The 15,909-nt window shown below is 70.5% G+C and carries 13 protein-coding genes; 9 read left to right on the top strand and 4 right to left on the bottom strand.

The window, feature by feature from the left end; all coding sequences use genetic code 11:
- A partial coding sequence (locus G4D87_RS05585) for a sensor histidine kinase (protein WP_338044901.1) occupies positions 1 to 794 on the bottom strand: 794 nt, incomplete at its 3' end.
- 95 nt (positions 795 to 889) lie between these two features.
- Here G4D87_RS05585 and G4D87_RS05580 point away from each other — a divergent pair.
- The 3 genes from G4D87_RS05580 to G4D87_RS05570 all read left to right on the top strand — a co-directional run bounded on the left by G4D87_RS05580 (position 890) and on the right by G4D87_RS05570 (position 5,092).
- Positions 890 to 3,715 (top strand): fused MFS/spermidine synthase, encoded by a 2,826-nt coding sequence (locus G4D87_RS05580; protein WP_240358034.1) that lies wholly within the window; start codon positions 890 to 892, stop codon positions 3,713 to 3,715.
- Between the two features lie 164 nt (positions 3,716 to 3,879).
- A complete protein-coding gene (locus G4D87_RS05575; protein WP_176411347.1) occupies positions 3,880 to 4,137 on the top strand; it encodes a hypothetical protein in 258 nt (85 codons plus the stop codon).
- 175 nt (positions 4,138 to 4,312) lie between these two features.
- Positions 4,313 to 5,092 (top strand): MerR family transcriptional regulator, encoded by a 780-nt coding sequence (locus G4D87_RS05570; protein ID WP_205507442.1) that lies wholly within the window; start codon positions 4,313 to 4,315, stop codon positions 5,090 to 5,092.
- Here G4D87_RS05570 and G4D87_RS05565 read toward each other — a convergent pair.
- On the bottom strand, positions 5,089 to 6,237 hold the full coding sequence (locus G4D87_RS05565) for a hypothetical protein (RefSeq protein WP_240358033.1): 1,149 nt from the start codon (positions 6,235 to 6,237) through the stop codon (positions 5,089 to 5,091). The two genes, G4D87_RS05570 and G4D87_RS05565, sit on opposite strands and share 4 nt — an antisense overlap.
- A 98-nt stretch (positions 6,238 to 6,335) precedes the next feature.
- On the opposite strand from G4D87_RS05565, the gene G4D87_RS05560 reads away from it, so the two are divergent.
- The 5 genes from G4D87_RS05560 to G4D87_RS05540 all read left to right on the top strand — a co-directional run bounded on the left by G4D87_RS05560 (position 6,336) and on the right by G4D87_RS05540 (position 11,499).
- Complete coding sequence (locus tag G4D87_RS05560) at positions 6,336 to 7,661, top strand: amidohydrolase family protein (protein ID WP_163779711.1); 1,326 nt, start codon at positions 6,336 to 6,338, stop codon at positions 7,659 to 7,661.
- Between the two features lie 8 nt (positions 7,662 to 7,669).
- Complete coding sequence (locus G4D87_RS05555; RefSeq protein WP_163779709.1) at positions 7,670 to 8,656, top strand: class I SAM-dependent rRNA methyltransferase; 987 nt, start codon at positions 7,670 to 7,672, stop codon at positions 8,654 to 8,656.
- Positions 8,657 to 8,766: 110 nt separating this feature from the next.
- Positions 8,767 to 9,993, top strand: coding sequence for a serine/threonine protein kinase (locus G4D87_RS05550; RefSeq protein WP_163779707.1), 1,227 nt, complete (start codon positions 8,767 to 8,769; stop codon positions 9,991 to 9,993).
- 3 nt (positions 9,994 to 9,996) lie between these two features.
- Positions 9,997 to 10,794, top strand: a complete 798-nt coding sequence (truA, locus tag G4D87_RS05545) for a tRNA pseudouridine(38-40) synthase TruA (protein WP_163779705.1) — start codon at positions 9,997 to 9,999, stop codon at positions 10,792 to 10,794.
- A 21-nt stretch (positions 10,795 to 10,815) separates the two neighbouring features.
- Complete coding sequence (locus G4D87_RS05540; protein ID WP_163779703.1) at positions 10,816 to 11,499, top strand: hypothetical protein; 684 nt, start codon at positions 10,816 to 10,818, stop codon at positions 11,497 to 11,499.
- Positions 11,500 to 11,529: 30 nt separating this feature from the next.
- Here G4D87_RS05540 and G4D87_RS05535 read toward each other — a convergent pair whose 3' ends face one another.
- Positions 11,530 to 12,396 carry a universal stress protein gene (locus tag G4D87_RS05535; RefSeq protein ID WP_240358032.1) on the bottom strand — a complete coding sequence of 289 codons (867 nt, stop codon included), beginning with the start codon at positions 12,394 to 12,396 and terminating at the stop codon, positions 11,530 to 11,532.
- Between the two features lie 176 nt (positions 12,397 to 12,572).
- On the opposite strand from G4D87_RS05535, the gene G4D87_RS05530 reads away from it, so the two are divergent.
- On the top strand, positions 12,573 to 14,171 hold the full coding sequence (locus G4D87_RS05530) for a patatin-like phospholipase family protein (protein WP_240358031.1): 1,599 nt from the start codon (positions 12,573 to 12,575) through the stop codon (positions 14,169 to 14,171).
- A gap of 31 nt (positions 14,172 to 14,202) precedes the next feature.
- Here G4D87_RS05530 and G4D87_RS05525 read toward each other — a convergent pair whose 3' ends face one another.
- Positions 14,203 to 15,807: a Na+/H+ antiporter gene (locus tag G4D87_RS05525; RefSeq protein ID WP_163779699.1), complete on the bottom strand. Its 1,605-nt coding sequence runs from the start codon at positions 15,805 to 15,807 to the stop codon at positions 14,203 to 14,205.
- Between the last annotated feature and the right edge of the window lie 102 nt (positions 15,808 to 15,909).

Below are 15,909 nucleotides of genomic sequence, written 5' to 3'. Positions count from 1 at the left end.
GCGGGGTCGTGGAGGACCATCTTCACCTGGTGGGGCCCGCTCCGGCGCAGGGCCACCTCCACCGGGCTGCCCTCCGCCTGGCCCATGGCGACGTTGAGCAGCACCTGGGCCAGCACGGGCCGCAGCCGCGTCGGGTCCACCCGGACGCGGGGCAGGTCGGGCTCCTCGTCCACCAGGACCTCCACGCGCCGCTCGGCCAGCTCGGGGGCCACCATCTCCGTGGCCTCCTGCACCACCCCCCGCAGCGGATGGGCGTCCAGCTTCGGGCTGGTGTCGCGGCCGTATTCGGACAGGAGCCAGAGCATGCGCTCCATGGTGCGAATCTCCCGGTTGGCGATGGTGAGCCGCCGCTTGTCCCGGTCATTGAGGCCGGTGTTCCGGGCCAGCGTCTGCACCGCCATCTTCACCGAGGAGAGGGGGTTGCGAATCTCGTGGCTGAGCGAGGAGGACAGCCGTGAAATCTGCACCGGGGGGGCGCCGTCCAGCACGGCGTTGAGGTCCAGCACGGTGGCGCTGGCCTCGCCGCCGTCCAGTCCCAGGGACAGCCGGAGGGGGGAGGCGTCCTCGCCGCCGAGGTGGGCGGAGACGAACTCCACCGCGCGGCGGTCCTCGCGGGCGCGGGCGTCCAGCTCACGGGCGCGCCTGGGCGACACGCCGAGGACCTCATGGAGCGGCTGCTCCAACAGGGCGCCGACAGGGCGGCGCAGGATGCTGGAGAGGTCGCCTTCGGCGCGTGTCACCCGCAGGCTTGGAGTCCAGGCGAGCATCGCGGCTTGCAGGAGATGGGTGTTCATTTGATGGGCCTGAAACATACCGACTAAGGTTCCGCGCTGTCCCCATGTCATCTCCGGCGCGTTTTCCTAAGAACCTTGTGGCCTGCCTCCTCTTCATGTCCGGGGGCACTGCGCTCGTCTACGAACTCGTCTGGTCCAAGTACCTCGGGAATGTCCTGGGGAACAGCGGCCAGGCGCATGCCGTGGTGCTCGCCACGTTCATGGGCGGGCAGGCGCTGGGGGCATTTGTCTTCGGGCGGACAGCCGACCGGGCCAGGAACCCCCTGGCGCTGTACGGCCTGCTGGAGCTGGGCGTGGGGCTGTACGCGCTCGCCTTCCCCTATGTGCTCGACGTGCTGGGGGCGCTGTGGCTGAACGTGGCCCCCTCCGTGCCGGATGGCTGGCGGCTGGGGCCCCGGCTGGTGGTCTCCGCCACGTCGCTCTTGATTCCCACGCTGCTGATGGGCGGCACGCTGCCGGCGCTGGTGCGGCACTTCGCCTCCAGCCTGTCGGGGGTGCGCTACGAGCTGGCGCGGCTGTACGCCGTCAACAGCCTGGGCGCGGCGGTGGGCGTGTTCATCGCCGGGACGAAGCTGGTGCCCGCCATCGGCCTGTCCTCGTCGGCGGGGCTGGCCGCGGGGCTCAACATCCTGCTGGCGCTGGCCGCGTTGGCGCTGGCCCGGCGCTTCCCACCCGCGCTGATGCCGGGACAGACGCCTCCCCCGGAAGAGGGCGAGGCGGAGGTGTCCTATCCGCGCGTGGCGGTGCGGGCGGCGCTCATCGGCGTGCTGCTGTCGGGCTTCACCTCCATGCTGTACCAGGTGACGTGGATCCGCCTGCTGTCCATCGTCCTGGGCGCCTCCACCTACGCCTTCACGCTCATCCTCACCGCGTTCATCATGGGCATCGGCCTGGGCAGCTTCTGGCTGATGACGCGCAAGGGACAGGTGGACTCGCTGCGCCTGTTCGGCCGGCTCCAGGTGGCGCTGGTGGCCAGCATCTGCGTGGCGCTGCCGCTCTACGTCCGGCTGCCGCACCTGTTCCGCAAGGCGCAGTGGATGATGACGCGCTCGCTGGACACCTGGCCGCTGTTCCAGGTGCTGACCTTCAGCTTCTGCTGCCTGGTGCTGCTGGTGCCCACCTTCTTCATGGGCGCGGCCTTCCCGGCGGCGGCGCGCGTGGCCACGGCCAAGGTGTCCGAGGTGGGGCGCCAACTGGGCGGCGTCTACCTGTGGAACACGGTGGGCACGATTACCGGTTCGGCGCTGGGCGTGCTGGTGCTGATGCCGTGGTGGGGCATGGAGGGCAACTTCATCGCGGGCGTGGCGGCCAACCTGCTCGGCGCGGGGCTGGCCTTCCACGCGGCGCCGGGCCGCCCCGCGCGGCCGGCGCGCGCCTTGTGGCCGGTGGCCGCCACGGCGGTGCTGGCGCTGGGGGTGCTGGGCGGGATGAGCGGCTGGGCGGTGCGGTTGTCGGGCATCGCCTCCATCCGCTCCCATGAGAAGCCGCCGGAGAGCTACGCGAAGCTGGTGGCGGACACGGAGGCCCTCATCCGGCCCATCTTCTACCAGGACGACACCTTCGCCACGGTGATGGTGGCGGACGCGCCGTCGGAGAACCTGCGCTTCATGAAGCTCAACGGGAAGATTGACGCGTCCAACGGCGGGGACGCGGAGACGCAGGTGGTGGCCGGCCACCTGGGCGCGCTCCTGCACCCGCGCGAGCCGAAGACGGTGCTGCTGGTGGGCGCCGGCGCGGCCATCACCGCGGGCAGCGTGCTGGCGCACCCCGTGGAGCACCTGGACATGGTGGAGATTGCCCCGGCCGTCATCGACGCGGCGCGCCTGTTCAAGGCGGACAACCGCAACGCGGTGGACGACCCTCGCACGCACGTGCACGTGGACGACGCCAAGACGTTCATGGCGCTGTCTCCGCGCAAGTACGACCTGGTGGTGAGCGTGCCCTCCAACCCGTGGGTGGCGGGCGTGTCCGGCCTCTTCACGCGGGACTTCTTCCAGACGGTGGACCGGCACCTGGCGGACGACGGCGTGCTGGTGCAGTGGATTCACACCTACGAGAGCAACGAGGACCTCATCAAGCTGGTGGTCCGCACCCTGCGCGACACCTTCCCGCACGCCACCACGTGGCTGGGGCCGCATGACCTGGTGATGGTGGCCAGCCGCAAGCCCCTGGCCTTCGACGCGGCGCGCCTGGCCGAGCGCATGGGGCATCCGGAGGTGCGGAAGGACCTGGCCCGCGTGGGCATCAACGACGTGTTCGCGCTGCTGTCCAAGCAGGTGCACAGCGAGGCCGGCCAGCTCGAGTTCGCCGGTGAGGGCCCCATCAACACCGACGACCACAACCTGCTGGAGTACGCCTCGCCCATCGCCTTCTTCGTGTCGAACCTGGACGTGCGGGTGAGGGACGAGCGGCGCGCGCCGGAAGGGGCGGACCGCCTCTTCGTGCACGACTACGTCCAGCAGCACCCGCCCACCGCGGAGCAGGCCGCCGGGCTGTACCGGAACATCGAGCGCTACCACGCGCCCAATGACCCCATGGTGCGCGGCGCGGCCGCCCAGTGGCGGCGGCTGGCCCCCGACAGCCCCGAGTCCGCCCTGGCCCTGGGCAAGGCGGCGCTGGCCCAGCAGGATTTGACGCTGGCCGCCTCGCTCCTGGAGCCCGAGGTGGCGCGGGGGGGCCGCGAGCCCGCCCTGGTGACGGCGTACCTGCGGCTCGTCACGGCGCGGACCTGGGCCTCGCGTACCCTGTGGACGCCGGTCGGTGCCCTGCACGACACCGTGGCCCTGGGGCGCGAGGTCGCCGCCCGGCACCCGGGCGACGAACACCTGGCCCGGGCGCTGCGCTCGCTGTGCGAGGCGCTGCCCCGTTCGAGCTGCGAAGGGGCGGCCCCGGCGCCCGTCGCCGCCCCCGGGGGCCCCTGAAATGGGGCCGTGGATCAGCAAAATCGGGCCAATTGCCTGGAATCACTGAGAATTCCTGGCATCCTCCCGATGACGGATGGAGGTGCAGGTGGGATCTGCCCTAGGGTACGAATCACCCAAGCAGCAGGGTGTCTTTTCCACCACTGCAATCCCCGGAGAGTTCCATGAAGGCGATCTCGAAGAAGCAGCAGCTCCGCAAGGCTCGTGGCCAGGGCATGACCGAGTACATCATCATCGTCGCCCTCATCGCGATCGCCGCCATCGGCGTGGTGACCCTGTTCGGCGACAACATCCGCAAGCTGTTCGGCGCCTCCGCCGACGCGCTGGCCGGTAACGCCGCCGTCGAGTCCGAGGCGACCGAGCGTCAGCGCAACCTCGAGAAGAAGACCATCAAGACGTTCGGCCAGAACAACGCGTACTGAGCCGTGTCCTTCCGGGGGGAGCCAAACCTGCCTCGCGCGGGTGGCTCCTCTCGGGCGGCCGAGGTCGAGGGCTGAGTCGTCAGCCCGGTGCCCGGCCGGAAGTGGCAGCACCCCCGCCCAGGGGGTTGACCCTCACGCGACGTGAGGCCCTACACCTCCTCATCACGAGGTGGAGATGGCCCTGACGGTGAGCCAGGTCGCCCGGCTGGCGAAAATCAGCATCCGCGCGTTGCACCACTACGACGAGCTGGGCCTGCTGTGTCCTTCGGACCGCAGCGAGGCCGGCTACCGGCTCTATTCGCAGGCGGACCTCCAGAAGCTCCAGCAGGTGCTCTTCTTCAAGGAGCTGGGCTTCCCGCTGGAGGACATCCGCCGCATCCTGGGCGACCCCACCTTCGACCTGCGCACCGCGCTGCGGATGCAGCGGCAGCTCCTGACGGAGCGGGCCGCCCGTCTGGACGCGCTGGTGCACGCCGTGGACTCAGCGCTGGACGCGCTGGAGAAGGGGACGCACGTGGACAAGGACGCGATGTTCGAGGCCTTCGGCGACTTCGACCCCTCGAAGTACGAGGAGGAGGCGAAGCAGCGCTGGGGGAACACGGAGGCCTACAAGGAGTCCGCCCGGAGGACGGCGCGCTACAAGAAGGAGGACTGGAAGCGCATCAAGGAGGAGGGGGACGCCCTCTTCCAGGCGCTGGCGGACCTGCTCGCGGCGGGCACCAGCGCCGCGTCAGCCGAGGCCCTGGACCTGGCCGAGGCGCACCGGCGATACCTGGGCAAGTGGTTCTACGCGTGCCCGCCCGCCATGCACCGAGGCCTGGGGGAGCTGTACGTGGCGGACTCGCGCTTCATGGAGAACATCGACAAGGTGCGCCCTGGCCTGTCGCTGTTCCTGCGGGACGCCTTCGCGGCGAACGCGGAGCGGCAGGGCGCCGCCGCCGCGCCCCGCGGCTAGTTGAAGCCCAGCCGCTTCAACATCACCGCGCGGATGGAGGGAATCCGGAAGCGGTAGATGAGGGCGTCCGCGAAGTAGTGCGCCAGCACGCACGCGAAGCCCAGGGACGTCATGACGCGCAGCAGGGGGTGCGTCTCCGCCATGCCCATGTTGCTGCCCAGCGCGCCGCGCACCACGCCCTGCTGGAGCAGGCCGTGCACCGCGCCCAGCGCCAGCAGCGGCAGCATGGACGCAATCATCGCCGGGACGATGAACTTCCGCGGCAGCCGGGGCGTGTCACCCTCGCGCGGCTCCAGCATCCGCGCGGTGAGCATGTAGTACTCCAGGCCGTGCATGCCGGGCAGCATGACGTAGCCCCAGGTGGGCGCCACCAGCACCAGCCCGGTCGCCGTCGCCATGGCCAGGAGGTAGAGCACCTTGGGCCCGCTGACGGCCTCCGCGCGCAGCACGGCGCGGAACAGCAGCATGAAGTAGCCCAGCCACACCGCCAGCAGCATCCCCAGCGCCCCGTGCGGCAGCACGTGGCCCTGGCCCACGTCCAGGTACGCCGGCGCGTCGGGACCGGGGGCCTCCGGCACGAAGAAGATGCGCACCAGCAGCAGCGTGAGCAGCAGCGGGACGTACATCTGCTGCAGCTTGCGCTCCAGCGCCGACGCGCCGGGCAGGCCCGCCTTGCCCGCGCGCAGCCCGTGGAGGGACCAGATGCCCCGGTGCTGGGACAGGGTGTGGTGCGTGCCGAAGACGTTGAAAATCACCGCCACGCCATACGTGTGCGCCGTGCGCTCCGCGTAGAAGGTGAAGAAGAGCACCGTGCCCACCGCGAGCATGGCCAGCGAGCCCGCCAGCACCTGCCGGGGCTGGCCCGGCGCGGACGTCAGCACGTCCCGGTGCACCGCGAAGAGCAGGAACGTGAGGATGACGTGGGTGGCGTTGCCGAGCAGGTTCTGCGCCGTCCAGGCTGAGAGGCGGTGCGCGCCTTCCGCGGCGCCCGGGGCCAGCCAGACGTTGGCGGCCGCCGTGCACAGGGCCAGGGCCAGGGGCAGGGCGACGATGAGGGCATCCGCCCGCGGCGAGAAGAGCCACAAGCCTCGGAAGGCCAGTGCCCCTCGCTGAGAGGGCGCCGTCACGGGAGACGGGGAGTTCACGGCGGGGCTCAGCGGCGTCATACCGTACGGACCCTAACATGCTCGCGGGTCGCCGCGCCGCTCGCGCCGCGCCGGGCCCGTGGTAGAACAGGGCTTTCATGGAAGGCCGCCTGCTTCTGAAAGACTGTGCCGTGTTCAGGGCGGACGGACGCGTCCGCCATGGCATGGCCGTGGTGGTGGAAGGCAACACCATCCGCCGCGTGGCTCCGGACGCCCAGGTGCCCGTGCTGCCCGGGGACTGGGAGGTCGCCTGTCACGGCCGGCTGGTGGCGCCGGGCCTGGTGGACTGCCACACGCACCTCGTCAACGGCCAGCTGCTGCCGCCCACGGGGCACTTCCTGATGCTGCCGCCCCGCGAGCGCCTGGACCGGCTCCGGAGCGTGGCGCGCCTCCTCACGAACGAGGACGTGGAGGCCCTCACCCGCTACGCGGCGGCCCGGGCCCTGCGCCACGGCGTCACCCTGGCGGTGGAGCACCTGTCCTGCCAGGACGTGGCCGGCGGGCTCGCCGCCCAGGCTCGCGCCGCGGAGGCGGTGGGCTTGCGGCTGGTGACGAGCCACTCCACCCACGGGCTGGACGGCGCCGAGCAGGCGCAGACGTGGCTGGACGCCAACGCGGACTTCACGCGCGCGCAGCGGGACCACCCGCTGGTCCGGGGCGCGCTCGGCTTCCATGCGTCCTTCACGTGTGATGACGCGCTGCTGCGCCGCATCGCGGAGCTGAGCCGGGTGCTGGACGCGCCCACCGTCTTCCACCTCGCGGAGAGCGAGGACGACCTCTCCTCCACCTACTCGCAGCACGGCAAGCGCGTGGTTCCGCGGCTGGATGCGCTGGGGCTGCTCGGGCCGCGGGCCATCGCGGGGTATGCGCGCGTGCTGGACAGCGCGGAGGCGGAGCTGCTGGAGCAGAGCGGTGCCTTCGTGGCGCTGGCGGCCCGGGGCGTGCGCACGCTGGAGCGGGGCTCGGACCCCATGGACGCGGTGCTGTCGCGGGTCCACCTGCTGGGGCTCGGCACGGGGGGCCATGGCAGCCTCCAGGACGAGCTGCTCGCCGCGCTGGTGGGCGTGCTGCGCATCTCCCGTTCGGGACGGATGCCGGACGTGGATGGCGCGGTGGCTCACCTGCTGGTCAACGGCCCGGCGGAGCTGTGCACGCGGCTGTTCGGCCTGCCCTCCGGGAATGTGGAGGAGGGGTGCATCGCGGACCTCGTCGTCTATGACGTCGTGCCCACCGCGGACCCGGAGACGGGCTACTCGCCCTATCTGATAGGGCAGCTGGCGCATTCCCCGGTGGGGTGGACCATCGTCAATGGCCGGGTCTGCGTGCGGGAGGGCCAGGTGCTGGGGTTTGACTACGTGGCGCTTTCCCGCGCGGCGACCCAGGCGCTGGAGCGTGTCTGGACGCGCGCGCGTCTGGGCAGTTGAGCGGCGGCATGAGCGCATTGCCTTCTTCCCTGGTGGAGACGCTGCGCGCCTCGCGCGGCCGGCGTGGGCCGCTGCTGGGCGACGCGCGGACCACGGCCTGGCGCGTGGTGAACGCCGAAGCGGACGGCGTGCCAGACGTGACGGCGGACGTGTTGGGGGACGTGTACGTCATCAGCCTCTATCGGGACTTCACGCCGGCGGAGGAGGAGGCGCTGCTCGACGCGGCCGTGGCCGCCTGGGCGCCTCGGAGCCTCTACCTCAAGCGGCGTCCCCGGGAGGCGCGGGTCCTGGCCAACGTGGCGAAGGAGTCGCTCGCGCCCGAGGCTCCCGCCCGGGGCGACGCGGTGGAGTCCTGCACCGCGCTCGAAAACGGACTGAAGTTCCTCATTCGTCCGGCGCAGGGGCTGTCGGTGGGGCTGTACCTGGACATGCGGGACACGCGGGCGTGGCTGCTGTCGCAGGCGCGGGGCCTCACCGTGCTCAACCTCTTCTCGTACACCTGTGCCTTTGGCGTGGTGGCCATGGCGGGCGGCGCGAAGCGGGCGCTCAACCTGGATGCGAGCCGGCGCGTGCTGGAGTGGGGCGAGGAGAACGCGCGCCTCAATGGCCAGCCGGTGGACCGGTACGACTACGTGGCTGGCGACGTGTTCGACTGGCTGAAGCGCCTGGCGAAGAAGGGGGAGTCCTTCGACATCGTCATCTCGGATCCGCCGTCGTTCTCCACGACGCGCAGCGGGCGCTTCTCCGCCGCGCGCGACTATGCCCGGCTGGCCGAGGCCGCCGCGCGCGTGGTGAGCCCGGGAGGCCAACTGGTGGCGTGCTGCAACCACGCGGGGCTGCCTGCCCGCCGCTTCGAGGCCATGGTGCTCGAAGGGGTTTCCCAGGCGGGACGGCAGGGGAAGGCGCTGGGCTCATTGGGGCCGTCCGCGTTGGACTTCCCTCCGCCGCCTGGGCAGGAGCCGGCGCTGAAGGTGCACCGGGTGCAGGTCCGTTAGCAGGCGTGCGAGCGTCGACGACGGCGGTCCGTCAGGGCAGGCCGGACGGGGTGTGCGTCGCCCAAGTTTGTTGCCACTCCGCGGCTCGGCACGGGTAGGCTCGTGACGCCATGCCTCCCGCCGCCCCGCAGCGCGACACCGGCCGCTTTGGAAAGTACCGCCTCATCGACCGCATCGCCGTGGGAGGCATGGCCGAAATCTTCCTCACGCATCAGCAGGAGGATGACGGCCGCGAGTCCCCCGTCGTCATCAAGCGCATCCGCCCGCATCTGTCCAAGCACACGGCCTTCGTGAAGATGTTCCTCAACGAGGCCCGGCTCGCCGCGCAGCTCAACCACCCCAACGTCGTGCAGATTCACGACCTGGGAAAGATCGCCGACAGCTACTTCATCGCCATGGAGTACGTGTCCGGCCGGGACATGCGCCGCGTCGTCCCCAAGGCGGAGGCGCTGGGGATTCCCTTCCCGCTGGTGTACGCGGTGAAGATTGCCTCGTGCGTCTGTGCGGGCCTGCACCACGCGCACACCAAGGTGGACCTGTACGGCAACCCGCTCAACATCGTCCACCGGGACGTGTCACCGGAGAACGTCGTCGTCGCGTTCGATGGCTCGGTGAAGATTCTGGACTTCGGCATCGCCAAGGCCGCCAACCAGATGGAGCAGACGCGCAACGGCGAAATCAAAGGCAAGCTCAGCTACATGAGCCCGGAGCAGTGTCTGGGCAAGCCGCTCGACTGCCGCAGCGACGTCTTCTCCCTGGGCGTGGTGCTCTACGAGTGGCTCACCGGCTTCAAGCTCTTCACCGGCGAGTCCGAGGCCGCGGTGATGCGCAGCATCACGGACGGGAAGATCTACGCGCCGTCGTACTTCCGCGAGGACCTGCCGGAGCGCCTGGAGACCATCCTGATGCGGGCGCTGGAGCGCGACCGGGACAAGCGCTACCAGACGGCCGCGCAGATGCAGAAGGACCTGGACGCCTTCCTGGACGCGTACGACTTCACCCCCACGGCGCTGCACCTGTCCAACTTCATCAAGCAGCTCTTCGAAGAGGAACTGGCCGCCGAGCAGCGCCGCCTGGCCGTGCGCGCCGCGGCCGCGCCCACGTCCGAGGAGGCCCTGGAGCTGTCGGAGGTGGCGGACGCGCTCGACACCGCGAAGGCCATGCCCGCTCCGGAGCCGGAGCCCCCGGCCCACGATGACCTCACCGAGCCACGCACCCTGGCCGTGCCGCTGAGTCCCGCCGTCTCGGAGGCGCTGGAGGCGGTGGCCCGCCGCAACAACGTGCCCGCGGGCCGCATGGTGGCCGAGCTGCTCGAGTCCTGGCTCAAGTACCGCTGACCCATGCCCCGGCTGAAGCTGACGCTCGAATACGAAGGGACGCGCTACGTGGGCTGGCAGGTGCAGCCCAACGGGCCCTCCATCCAGTCGGTGCTGGAGTCGGGGCTGGAGCGGCTGCTGGGGGCGCGGGTGTCGGTGGCGTCGGCGGGGCGCACGGATGCGGGCGTGCACGCCTCCGGGCAGGTGGCCTGCTTCGACGCGCCCCGGGTGTTGCCGATGAAGGCCTATGTCATGGGGCTCAATGGCCTGCTGCCACCCGACGTGGCGGTGGTGGACGCGGTGGAGGTGGCCGAGGACTTCGACCCGCGCCGCTGGTCCCGGGGCAAGCGCTACCGCTACCGCGTGAGCAACCGGCGCACGCGCTCGCCCCTGCGGCGGATGTCGCACTGGGAAGTCTTCGCGCCGTTGGACGTGGAGGCCATGCGGCGGGCGGCCGCGCACCTGCTGGGGCGGCACGACTTCTCCGCCTTCAGGGCCGCGGACTGCCAGGCGAAGCACGCGGTGCGCGAGCTTCGGAGCCTGACGGTGGAGGGCGCTTCGGGGGACGCCGTGTCCTTCGTGGTGGAGGGCACCGCGTTCCTGAAGCACATGGTGCGAAACCTGGCGGGGACGCTGGTGGAGGTGGGGAAGGGCCGGCGGCCCGAGTCCTGGGTGGCGGAGGTGCTGGCCTCCAAGGAGCGCAAGCGCGCCGGGCCCACCGCGCCGCCCCAGGGGCTGGTGCTGGAGGCGGTCTTCTACGGGGACGGCCCGCCTGCCCGCACGTCGGGGGGAACGGCGGACTTGGAAGAGGATGAGGGCTGAAGTGGAGTAGGCTGCCTGCCCGTGAGCTCCAAGACGAGTGTCCTCGAACCGCTGCGCGTCCGTGTCCGTCGCTTCCAGTTCATCATGGGACTGGGGTTCATCGCGCTCATCGCGGGGTCGATTCTGAGCGTGGCGCTGACGCTCCGGCTGAGCGTGCGCATCCAGGCGGTGCCCGTGGGCGTGCTGCGGTTGGCGCTGGCGGTGCTGCTGGAGAACCTGTGGGTGCTCGGGGTGTTGCCTTTGCTGTGCTACGGCGCCGCGCGGGTGATGGAGCTGCGTCCGTGGACCACGGCGGGCGGCGCGGCGCTCACGGGCGCCGTCTTCCTGAACGCGATGGCCTTCATCCAGAGTGGCGTGTACGGGCTGTGGGCCGGGGATGTCGGCTCGCTGTTCAGCATGGTGGCCTTCGCCGGCGGCGTCGTGCTCAGCGCGCGCGCGGTGATGATGGGCCGGGACGCCGCGGCACAGCAGTCGGTGAAAACCCAGGTCAAGGCAGAGGAGCGCAAGTCCGAGTACGACGAGTTCCTCCGCGCGGCGGAGCAGGGCGGGGCGCGGCTGGAGCAGCGCGAAGCCCAGTCCACCGCCGTGACTGGAGACGCGCTCACGGGCGCGGCCCACGCGGCGACGGCGGCCCCCGAGGCGGCTCAGGCGCCCGCCGGTGCTTCGGAGTCCGACCTCAAGGGAGACAAGGCCCCCTCGGCCTGAGCCCGCGCGGGCGGAGGGCCTTCACGCTCGCTACCTGGCGGACTCGGCCTCGCGGACGACGAGCACGTCGCACTTCGCCTCACGAATGACGTCCGTCGCGACGCTCCCGAGCAATGCGAACGCCACGCCGGAGCGCGCCCGGGTGCCCAGCGCCAGCAGGTCCGCGCCCTGGTCGTCCACGAACTCGAGGACGATGGAGCGTGAGCCGCCGTTCTCCATCACCAGGTGGTAGGGGACGTCGACCGCGTCGAGCGCCTGCTGCAGCGCCGTGAGCTTGCGCTCCGCGGACGCCTTGAACGTCTGCTGGTAGTGCTTGTGCTCCTTCGTCGTCAGCCCGGGGAACACCGCGTACTCCAGCGGCACGTCATACGCGTGCACCAGCGTCAGCTCGGCGCCGGGCGTCATCAGCGTGGGAACGAAGCTCGCCGCGCGCTTGGACGCCGCGTCCGCGTCCACGGCCACCACGGGCCGGAGGTAGGGCCCGGGGGCGCGCCGGTTGACGATGAGCACGGGCAACTCGCCACCGCGGATGACGTTCTCCGCCGTGGAGCCCAGGAACATGTTCCGCAGCGGCTTGTCGCCATGCCGGCCCAGGACGATGAGCTCCGCGCCAAAGGACCGGGCCCGCCGCAGGATGGCCTCCACGGGCTTTCCTCGCGCGATTCGCGTCTCGACGGTGGCGGAGCTGCCCTCGGCACGCAGCACCTTGCGCAGCCGTTCGGCGACCCGCTCCAGCTCGCGCGCGGTGGCCTGGAGCGCGCGGGTGCCCAGCTCCGCGGGCATGCGGCTGGGGAGGGCGTGCGTCACCAGCACCTTCGCGCCGTCCGCGAGTGGCAGGTGTCCCGCCCTGCCCACCGCGTGGGTGCTCGCCTCCGAGAAATCAGTGGCGAGCAGCACTCTGCGAAGTCGCCGCGGGAACGCCTGCTTTCGTGGTTTCACCCACGAGAATCTAGCAGGCTGTCTCGTGCCGACGGAACGCGCCGCGTTCTCCTGGGACGCAGCCGTGGAGGCCCCTCCGAGGATGTTGCCCAGGTGACCCCGCATGGCATGGGCGTTGCTCAAAGACACGCCCCATGAGTCAAGAATCCATGCCTCCCAGCCCCGGTTCGCTCGGGCCGCTTGCCTTGTCCCTGTCGGGTGGGGGCTACCGCGCGGCGGCCTTCCACCTGGGGGCGCTGCGGCTCCTGGACACGGTGGGGCTGCTGCCTGATGTGGTCGGCATGTCCACCGTGTCCGGAGGCACCCTCACGGGGATGGCGTGGGTGACGAGCCAACTGGAGGGCAAGCCGTTCCACGCGTTCCACGCCAGCTACTCCCGCTACCTGAAGCAGACGAACGTCATCGCCGAGGCCCTGACGGGGCTGACGTCGAACCGAGACCACGGCAGCCAGGCCTGGGCCAGCCTCATCCGCTCCGCCGCGGACCTCTACGCGCGGCCCGACTTCCTGGGGGACCGGCGGCTGGGAGAGGTCCTGGACTCGGACCGCGTGCAGCTGCGGGAAGCCATCTTCAACACCACCGAGTTCCACACCGGCCTGGACTTCCGCTTCCGCCGCAGCGACAAGCCCGGCGCGCTGCTGGGAAACCACGGCTACCGGCTGCCGCGCGCCGTGGGCCAGCACATCCGGCTGGCGGACATCACGGCCGCGTCGTCCTGCTTCCCCGGCGGCTTCGAGCCGCTGGTGTTCCCCCAGCAGTTCCACTGGCCCCAGGACTTCCCGCTCGACTCGGCGGAGCAGGCGCTGGGAGCGAAGTTCCAGGGCGGCCTGCCGCTGATGGACGGCGGCATCTACGACAACCAGGGCATCGACAGCCTGATGCTGGCGTACGCCGCCTCCGAATCCCCGCCCACGCTCATCATCTCCGACGTGAGCACGCAGAGCCCCCGGATGTACGACGTCCCGGAGAACCCGACGAAGCGCGGCTGGGTGACGCTGAACGGGGTCTCGTGGATGGCGTACGGGCTGTTCGCGCTGACGCTGGCCTCCGCGGCCATCCTCGCGTGGCGCGGCTTCGAGACAGCCAGCCAGGGCAGGTGGGCGCCTCGCGACTCCTTCCTGTACCTCATCCCCGGCGTGCTGACCGCGGCGGTCGCCACGTCGCTGGTCTGGGCGCGGGGACGGCTCAACGACGTCATGGCGCTGCTCAAGCGGCAGATGGACCTGGATGTCTGGCCTTCGTTCAAGCAGCTCACGGTGCTGGAGTTCGCGCAGATGCTCGTCCTGCGCGTCACGTCCCTGCTGGCGCTGACGTCGCAGGTGTTCATGAAGCGCGTGCGCGGCCTGGTGTTCAACCAGCTGTATCAGGACAGCCGCTTCAAGGACCGGCGCGTGTCCAACCTCATCACCGCGCTCACGGTGGACCGGCCTCACCTGTTCGCGCAGCACCCCTGGCTCAAGCCCGGCCCGCACCTGGTGGCCCTGGGCACGCAGGCCAGCCAGATGCCCACCACGCTCTGGTTCACCGACGACAGCCAGTTCACCGCTGTGGAGTCCGCGGGCGCGGCGACCCTCTGCTACACGCTGCTGCGCCACCTCGTCGAACACCACGCCGGCCACTACGAAGGCCCGGGCCAGCCGCTCAACGCCCTCTACGAGCGGCTGCGCCAGCAGTGGGCGGTGCTCAACCAGGAGCGCGCCCAGCCCCAGGTCCAGCAGCCCGTGGCCGCCTGAGGTCCCCGCGGCGTGGGCGCGCCCGGGTGAATCAGGCGCTCTCGGCGCTCGCGGGCGCCCCCTCGTCCGCCGGGACGTGGCTCTCGGCGGCGTCCGCGGCGGCGATGCGGTCATCCAGCTCCGCGGTCAGCCGCTCGAAGGCCTCCTTGCCAATGGTGGCGGACTGGTAGGCCTTGAGCAGCGAGGCCTTCTCCACCATCAGGACGCGGCGGATGGCCTCCTGGTGCTCCTCTTCGTGGAAGCGCGTCGACTGCTGCTTGAGCGCGGCCAGCTCCTTCTCCGCGATGGACTCCTTCTCCTGGTAGTCCTTCTCCAGTCTCGCCGCGACGTCTCCTGGAATCTCCCGGCTGCGGCGCATGCCCTCCAGCGCGGCCAGCGCCGCGTGGATGGTGCCCAGGCGGCCTCGGGCCAGCTCGTACTGCTCCTGGAACTCGTCCCGGAGGCCGGTGATGCGCAGCTTGCGCAGCAGCGGCGCCATGGTGAGGCCCTGGAAGACGATGGAGAGCACCACCACGCCGAACGTCATGTTCACCAGCAGCTCGCGGTGCGCGAAGTCGGAGGGGAGGCCGAGCACCAGCACCATGGAGATGGCGCCGCGCAGGCCGCTCCAGGTGAGCACCGCGCTCCAGGCCCACGGAATTCGCTCCGAGGTGAAGCGTAGCAGCGCGGAGACGCCGTAGACGACCAGCGCCCGGGCCACCAGCACCACCACGTAGGCCACGAGGATGGGCTTCCACGAGGCCAGCAGCGAGCCGAGGTTCACCTCCAGGCCGATGAGGAGGAACACCACGGAGTTGAGCGCGAAGGCCAGGTACTCCCAGAAGCTGGCCACCGCGATGCGGGTGGCGGGGCTCATGCCCTGGTGCGACGCCCAGTTGCCGCACAGCATGCCGGCCACCACCGTGGCAATCACCCCCGAGTAGTGGAAGTGCTCGGCCACCACGAACGAGCCGTAGGCCGCGATGACGGTGAGGGTGATTTCCACCATCGCGTCGTCCACGCGCTTGATGACCTGGGAGACGGCGTAGCCCACCGCGCTGCCCACCAGCACGCCCATGCCGAAGACCTTGATGAAGTTGAACAGGGCGCTCCCCACCGTGAACTGGCTGCCGGTGGCCGTCGCCACGATGAGCGTGAAGAGCACGACCGCCGCGCCGTCGTTCAGCAGGCTCTCACCTTCCACCAGGAGCAGCAGCCGCTTGGGCGCGCCCAGGGACTTGAAGAGCGCGACCACCGCGATGGGGTCCGTGGACACGATGACGGAGGCGAACACCAGCGCGGACAGCATCCCGAAGCCCTGCACGAAGTGCAGCCCCTCCACCACCCGGGTGAGGAAGAAGGCCGTGAGGCCGGCCGCGGCGACGAGCCCGGGGATGGCCATGGCGTGGATGGCCAGCTTGTTCTTCCAGAACTTCCGGAACTCGACGTGGAAGGCCGCTTCGAAGAGCAGCCCCGGAAGGATGATGGCGAAGAGCAGGTCCTTCGTGAGGTGCGGTGGCTCGAACGCCTTGAAGGCACCCAACAGCACACCCGCGACGACGAGCGCCACCGTATAGGGGAACTTGAAGTACCGCGCGGCGATGGCCACGGCGGTCGCGACGGCGAAAACCAGTACGAAGGCCAACTCGAAGTGCATCGTCCCTTACCCGTTTGAATCGAAGCGCCGGACCATAGCGCAGTCGCGCTGAGCTGAAGCCGCGCTCGACATTGCGATTGCTCGCACGAAAGGCATCGCAAA

Source organism: Myxococcus vastator, from assembly GCF_010894475.1.
GTDB lineage: Bacteria > Myxococcota > Myxococcia > Myxococcales > Myxococcaceae > Myxococcus > Myxococcus vastator.
Note: the sequence above shows the minus strand (reverse complement) of the source record. Positions and strands in the feature narration are given on the sequence as shown.

Excerpts from the sequence above, each read along its gene's own strand:
- G4D87_RS05570 (WP_205507442.1), top strand. The coding sequence starts at position 4,313 with ATGGCCCTGACGGTGAGCCAGGTCGCCCGGCTGGCGAAAATCAGCATC.
- G4D87_RS05530 (WP_240358031.1), top strand. The coding sequence starts at position 12,573 with ATGAGTCAAGAATCCATGCCTCCCAGCCCCGGTTCGCTCGGGCCGCTT.
- G4D87_RS05580 (WP_240358034.1), top strand. The coding sequence starts at position 890 with ATGTCCGGGGGCACTGCGCTCGTCTACGAACTCGTCTGGTCCAAGTAC.
- truA (WP_163779705.1), top strand. The coding sequence starts at position 9,997 with ATGCCCCGGCTGAAGCTGACGCTCGAATACGAAGGGACGCGCTACGTG.
- G4D87_RS05575 (WP_176411347.1), top strand. The coding sequence starts at position 3,880 with ATGAAGGCGATCTCGAAGAAGCAGCAGCTCCGCAAGGCTCGTGGCCAG.
- G4D87_RS05550 (WP_163779707.1), top strand. The coding sequence starts at position 8,767 with ATGCCTCCCGCCGCCCCGCAGCGCGACACCGGCCGCTTTGGAAAGTAC.
- G4D87_RS05560 (WP_163779711.1), top strand. The coding sequence starts at position 6,336 with ATGGAAGGCCGCCTGCTTCTGAAAGACTGTGCCGTGTTCAGGGCGGAC.
- G4D87_RS05525 (WP_163779699.1), bottom strand. The coding sequence starts at position 15,807 with ATGCACTTCGAGTTGGCCTTCGTACTGGTTTTCGCCGTCGCGACCGCC.
- G4D87_RS05555 (WP_163779709.1), top strand. The coding sequence starts at position 7,670 with ATGAGCGCATTGCCTTCTTCCCTGGTGGAGACGCTGCGCGCCTCGCGC.